General features: G+C 70.2%; 5 protein-coding genes. 4 read left to right on the forward strand and 1 reads right to left on the reverse strand.

Annotated elements, in window-relative coordinates; all coding sequences use genetic code 11:
* Nucleotides 1-200: 200 nt before the first annotated feature.
* Nucleotides 201-1,238, reverse strand: a complete 1,038-nt coding sequence (locus tag HW445_RS15430) for a LacI family DNA-binding transcriptional regulator (RefSeq protein WP_180221593.1) — start codon at nucleotides 1,236-1,238, stop codon at nucleotides 201-203.
* A 397-nt stretch (nucleotides 1,239-1,635) separates the two neighbouring features.
* Between HW445_RS15430 and HW445_RS15435 the strand changes: the two genes are divergently transcribed.
* The 4 genes from HW445_RS15435 to HW445_RS15450 form a co-directional block, all read left to right on the forward strand.
* Nucleotides 1,636-2,907: an extracellular solute-binding protein gene (locus HW445_RS15435; RefSeq protein WP_180221594.1), complete on the forward strand. Its 1,272-nt coding sequence runs from the start codon at nucleotides 1,636-1,638 to the stop codon at nucleotides 2,905-2,907.
* Nucleotides 2,908-3,034: 127 nt separating this feature from the next.
* Nucleotides 3,035-3,970 carry a carbohydrate ABC transporter permease gene (locus HW445_RS15440; protein WP_180221595.1) on the forward strand — a complete coding sequence of 312 codons (936 nt, stop codon included), beginning with the start codon at nucleotides 3,035-3,037 and terminating at the stop codon, nucleotides 3,968-3,970.
* A gap of 10 nt (nucleotides 3,971-3,980) precedes the next feature.
* On the forward strand, nucleotides 3,981-4,883 hold the full coding sequence (locus tag HW445_RS15445; RefSeq protein WP_180221596.1) for a sugar ABC transporter permease: 903 nt from the start codon (nucleotides 3,981-3,983) through the stop codon (nucleotides 4,881-4,883).
* Between the two features lie 62 nt (nucleotides 4,884-4,945).
* A partial coding sequence (locus HW445_RS15450; protein WP_180221597.1) for a glycoside hydrolase family 13 protein occupies nucleotides 4,946-6,263 on the forward strand: 1,318 nt, incomplete at its 3' end.

A 6,263-nucleotide genomic window follows, 5' to 3' on the forward strand; every position in this document is an offset into this window, starting at 1 on the left:
GACGGGCGGCAGAGACAGCCGGCGGTGGGGCGGGCGGCAGGGACGGCCGGCAGGGACGGCTGGCAGTGGGACGGGCCGCAGAGACAGCCGGAGGTGGGACGGGCGGAGGTGGGACGGGCGGCAGAGACAGCCGGAGGTGGGACGGGCCGCAGAGACAGCCGGCGGTGGGACGGGCCGCCGCAGGGACGCGCGGGCGGTGGTCAGGGCGATGTGCCGTGGCCGGTCGGTGGGGCGGAGGCGGTGGAGCCGCGGACCACCAGCTCCGGCATGAAGACGAACTCGCTGTGCGGCGCGGGCGTGCCCGCGATCTCCTCCAGCAGCGTGCGCACCGCCGCCTGCCCCATGGCCGGCACCGGCTTGCGCACGGTGGTGAGCGGCGGATCGGTGAAGGCGATCAGCGTCGAGTCGTCGAACCCGACCACGGAGACGTCCTCCGGTACCTGGAGCCCGAGCCCGCGGGCCGCGCGTATCGCGCCCAGCGCCATCATGTCGCTGGCGCAGACCACCGCCGTGCAGCCGCGGTCGATCAGGGCGGTGGCGGCGGCCTGGCCGCCCTCCAGGGTGTAGAGCGAGTGCTCGATCAGCGCGGAGGCCTCCTCCTCGGACAGGCCCAGCCGCTCCCGCATCGCCGCCACGAAGCCCTCGGCCTTGCGCAGCACCGGCACGAACCGGTGCGGGCCGAGGGCCAGCCCGATCCGGGTGTGGCCCAGCGAGGCGAGGTGCGTGACCGCCAGGGACATCGCCGCCCGGTCGTCGGGGGAGATGAACGGCGCGCGGACCCGCGGGGAGAAGCCGTCGACCAGCACGAACGGCACGCCCTGCGCGCGCAGCCGCTCGTAGCGGCCCATGTCCGCGGAGGTGTCGGCGTGCAGGCCGGAGACGAAGATGATGCCGTCGACGCCGCGGTCGACCAGCATCTCCGTGAGCTCGTCCTCGGTGGAGCCGCCCGGCGTCTGGGTGGCGAGCACCGGGGTGTAGCCCTGCCGGGTCAGCGCCTGGCCGATGACCTGGGCCAGGGCGGGGAAGATCGGGTTCTCCAGCTCGGGCGTGATCAGCCCGACCAGACCCTCGCTGCGCTGGCGCAGCCGGACGGGGCGTTCGTATCCGAGGACGTCGAGCGCGGCCAGCACGGCCTGGCGGGTGGCGGCGGCGACTCCCGGCTTCCCGTTGAGAACCCGGCTGACAGTCGCTTCACTCACACCCGCCTGCGCGGCGATGTCGGCAAGCCGTGCGGTCACGGGAGGCGACTGTACCGGCCTCCGCGCGCGCGGCCTGTACGCGGGCTGCTGCCTCATCCGCTCCCCGTCTCCTCGTGGCCTCTCGATGATGGGCCGTCATATACAAGCCCGCAAGAACTTGCAAAGTCTTGCACACGCGTACGAGGTCCTGTCCGGGAAGTGCGACTCACGCCACACGGCGAGTGCTTTGCCCCATTTCCTGCGTCTTCGGGTGGGTGGAGTTCGGCCAGACCGGCGGTCCCGGAGTCGGCTTGGCAGCGGTGAGGACACGGTTCGGCAGCTTTTTTTCTGCAAGGTCTTTCGCTCGGGTTGCAGCGCTGTTACGTTTCCGGTCGCCCGCCGGTTGCAAGGACGCAGCCGGCCAGTGCACCGGGCACTCACCCTCCAAGGAGAACTCATGCGGCGTGGCATAGCGGCCACCGCGCTGGCGGCGTCCCTCGCTCTGACGGCGACGGCCTGCGGCGGGGACGGCGACTCGAAGGCTGACGGCGGCACCGTCACCATCACGTGGTGGGACACCACCAACGCGACCAACGAGGCGCCGACCTACAAGGCCCTGGTCAAGGAGTTCGAGGCCGCCAACAAGGGCATCAAGGTCAAGTACGTCAACGTGCCCTTCGACCAGGCGCAGAACAAGTTCGACACGGCCGCCGGTGCCTCCGGTGCCCCGGACGTGCTGCGCGCCGAGGTCGGCTGGACCCCCGCCTTCGCGCAGAAGGGCTACCTGCTGCCGCTGGACGGCACCGAGGCCCTCGCGGACCAGGACAAGTTCCAGCCGAACCTGATCAAGCAGGCGCAGTTCGAGGGCAAGACCTACGGTGTCCCGATCGTCACGGACACCCTGGCGCTGGTCTACAACAAGAAGCTCTTCGCGGACGCGGGCATCGACAAGGCGCCGGCGACCTGGGAGGAGCTGAAGGACGCCGCCGCGGCCGTCAAGGAGAAGACGGGCAAGGACGGCTACTGGGGCTCCACCGCCGGCTACTACGCCATGCCGTTCCTCTTCGGCGAGGGCACCGACACGGTCGACGTGGCGGGCAAGAAGGTCACGGTCAACTCCGCCGAGGCCAAGAAGGGCTTCGAGGCCTGGCAGGGCCTGTTCGAGGGCAAGGGCCTCCACAAGGCCGACGGCACCGCCGACGCGTACGCCCACATCCAGGACGCGTTCGTCAACGGCGAGGTCGCCTCGATCATCCAGGGCCCGTGGGAGATCACGAACTTCTACAAGGGTTCGGCCTTCCAGGACAAGCAGAACCTGGGCATCGCCACGGTTCCGGCCGGCTCCGGCGGCACCGCCGGCGCCCCCACCGGCGGTCACAACCTGTCGGTCTACGCCGGTTCGGACAAGGCGCACCAGGAGGCCGCGCTGAAGTTCGTCAACTTCATGACCTCCGCGAAGTCGCAGGAGACCGTGGCGCTGAAGAACTCGACGCTGCCCACGCGTGACGACGCCTACACCGACAAGGTCAAGGCCGACCCGGGCATCGCCGGCTACCAGGGCGTCCTGCCGGCCGCCCAGCCGCGCCCCGAACTGCCCGAGTACAGCTCGCTGTTCGGCAAGCTCGACGCCGAACTGCCGGCCGTCGCCACCGGCAAGAAGTCGCTGGACGAGGGTCTGAGCGCGATCGAGACCGAAATGGCGAAGCTCCTGCCGGAGTTCAGCAAGTAATCCGGCAGTACGGACCGGGGCGGCCGGCCGACCCGACCTGACACGGGTCGGCCGGCCGCCCCCGCCCCTGTCGTCCCTCTTCCATCCCGACGAACGGCCGGATCCCGGCCCCGAAGGTGTCGTATCCATGATCGCTCGTATCCGCCACGGATGGCGCCGGCACTGGTACGCCTACGCGATGATCGCGCCGGTGGTCCTGGTGCTGGGCGTGCTCGTCCTGTACCCGCTGGCCTACGGCTTCTGGCTCACCCTGACCGACGCGAACTCGCTGAACTCCGCCCGCACCATCGGCGTCAACGAGATCGAGGCCACCTACCAGTTCGTCGGGCTGGACAACTACGCGGACATCCTCTTCGGAGAGACCGCGTACGACCGGTTCTGGTCCCACTTCATCTGGACCATCGTGTGGACCGCCGCCTGCGTGACGCTCCACTACACGCTGGGCCTCGGCCTGGCGATGCTGCTCAACCAGAAGATACGCGGGCGCACCTTCTACCGGCTGATGCTGATCCTGCCCTGGGCGGTGCCGACCTTCGTCACCGTCTTCGGCTGGCGCTTCATGCTCGCCGACGAGGGCGTCATCAACGCCGGCCTCGAACTGCTGAACCTGCCGACGCCGGCCTGGCTGGAGGACAGCTTCTGGCAGCGGTTCGCGGCGATCATGGTCAACACCTGGTGCGGTGTGCCGTTCATGATGGTCTCGCTGCTCGGCGGCCTGCAGTCGATCGACGCCAACCTCTACGAGGCGGCCGAACTCGACGGCGCGTCCCCCTGGCAGCGGTTCCGCTACGTCACCCTGCCCGGCCTGCGCGCGGTGAGCTCCACCGTGGTCCTGCTGGGCATCATCTGGACGTTCAACCAGTTCGCGGTCATCTTCCTGCTGTTCGGCACCAAGGCGCCGGACGCGCAGATCCTGGTCACCTGGGCCTACTTCCTGGGCTTCGGCCAGCAGCCGCGGGACTTCGCGCAGTCGGCGTCCTACGGCATGTTGCTGCTGGCGATCCTGGTCGTCTTCACGTCCTTCTACCGCCGCTGGCTGGCCCGCGGCGAGCAGCAGTCCTGAGGCAGGAGCCATGACTACCAACACCCTCGAGACCCCCGTCGAGGCGGCCCCCGCCCGGACCGCGCCCAAGGCGGTGCGCCGCCGCGGCGAGCCCCGCCCCCTGGCCCGGTTCGCCACGCACGCCGTGCTGATCGTCGCGAGCCTGATCGCGGTCGCCCCGGTCGCCTGGATCTTCCTGCTGTCGCTCGGCCCGGACAAGGACGACTACCTGCGTCCCGGCGGCATCTTCGGCAAGGCCACCCTGGACAACTACGTCCAGGTCCTCACCGAGACCAACTTCTTCCACTGGATGCAGAGCTCGCTGATCGTCTCGCTGGGCACCACCGTGTTCGGCGTGCTGATCGCGGCGACCACCGGCTACGCCGTCTCCCGGATGCGCTTCCCCGGGCAGAAGAAGCTCATGTGGGTGCTGCTGTGCACCCAGATGTTCCCGATCGCCGTGCTGATCGTGCCGATGTACCAGATCCTCACCAGCCTGGGGCTGCTCGACAGCTACGGCGGCCTGATCCTGGTCTACTGCTCCACCGCCGTCCCCTACTCGGCGTGGCTGCTCAAGGGCTACTTCGACACGATCCCGTTCGAGATCGACGAGGCCGGACGCGTCGACGGCCTGAGCCCGTTCGGCACCTTCGTGCGGCTGATCCTGCCGCTGGCCCGGCCGGGCCTGGCGGTCGCCGCCTTCTACAACTTCATCACCGCGTTCGGCGAGGTCGCCTTCGCCTCGACCTTCATGCTCGACGACACCAAGTACACCTTCGCGGTGGGCCTGCAGAGCTTCGTCAGCGAGCACGACGCCCAGCGGCACCTGATGGCCGCCACCGCGGTCCTGGTGGCGATCCCGGTCTCGGCCTTCTTCTACCTGGTCCAGAGGAACCTGGTCGCCGGCCTCACCGCCGGCGGCACCAAGGGCTGACCCGCGGCGCCACCGGCACCACCCCCCACGACAGCGACCACTCGGCTCACAGCAAGGACGTCATGAGTCACCAGACCGCCGACCCCGCCTCCCGTTCCGACAGCTCCGTCCGCTCCGCCGTCGCGGACCGCCACGACTGGTGGCGCGACGCGGTGATCTACCAGGTCTACCCGCGCAGCTTCGCCGACAGCGACGGCGACGGCATGGGCGACCTGCCCGGCATCCGCGCCCGGCTGCCCTACCTGCGCGACCTGGGCGTGGACGCCGTGTGGCTGAGCCCCTTCTACGCCTCCCCGCAGGCCGACGCCGGCTACGACGTGGCCGACTACCGCGCCGTCGACCCGATGTTCGGCAACCTGCTGGACGCCGACGGCCTCATCCGCGACGCCCACGAGCTGGGCCTGCGGATCATCGTCGACCTGGTGCCCAATCACTCCTCCGACCAGCACGAGTGGTTCAAGCGGGCCCTCGCCGAGGGCCCCGGCTCTCCGCTGCGCGACCGCTACCACTTCCGCCCCGGCAAGGGCGCCGACGGTGAACTCCCGCCCAACGACTGGGAGTCCATCTTCGGCGGCCCCGCCTGGACCCGCGTCACCGAGCCCGACGGCACGGCCGGCGAGTGGTACCTGCACCTGTTCGCCCCGGAGCAGCCCGACTTCAACTGGGAACACCCGGCGGTCAACGACGAGTTCCGCTCCATCCTGCGCTTCTGGCTGGACATGGGCGTCGACGGCTTCCGGATCGACGTCGCGCACGGCATGGTCAAGGCCGCCGGCCTGCCCGACATCGGCGGCAACGAGCAGGTCAAGCTGCTCGGCGACGGCGTGGTCCCGTTCTTCGACCAGGACGGCGTCCACGACATCTACCGCCAGTGGCGGCTCATCCTCGACGAGTACAGCCGGGACCGGGTGTTCGTCGCCGAGGCGTGGACCCCGACCGTCGAGCGCACCGCCCACTACGTGCGCCCCGACGAGCTGCACCAGGCGTTCAACTTCCAGTACCTGAGCACCCACTGGGACGCGGCCGAGCTGCGTGAGGTCATCGACCGCACGCTGGAGGCGATGAAGCCGGTGGGCGCGCCCGCCACCTGGGTGCTCTCCAACCACGACGTCACCCGGCACGCCACCCGCTTCGGCAACCCGGCCGGCATGGGCACCCAGATCCGCGAGGCCGGCGACCGCGAGCTCGGCCTGCGCCGCGCCCGCGCCGCCACCCTGCTGATGCTGGCGCTGCCCGGCTCCGCCTACCTGTACCAGGGCGAGGAGCTCGGCCTGCCGGACGTCGTCGACCTGCCCGACGAGGCGCGCCAGGACCCCGCCTACTTCCGCGGCGCGGGCCAGGACGGCTTCCGCGACGGGTGCCGGGTGCCGATCCCGTGGA

It is taken from the genome of Streptomyces sp. UH6 (assembly GCF_013421635.1).
Lineage (GTDB): Bacteria > Actinomycetota > Actinomycetes > Streptomycetales > Streptomycetaceae > Streptomyces > Streptomyces abyssomicinicus.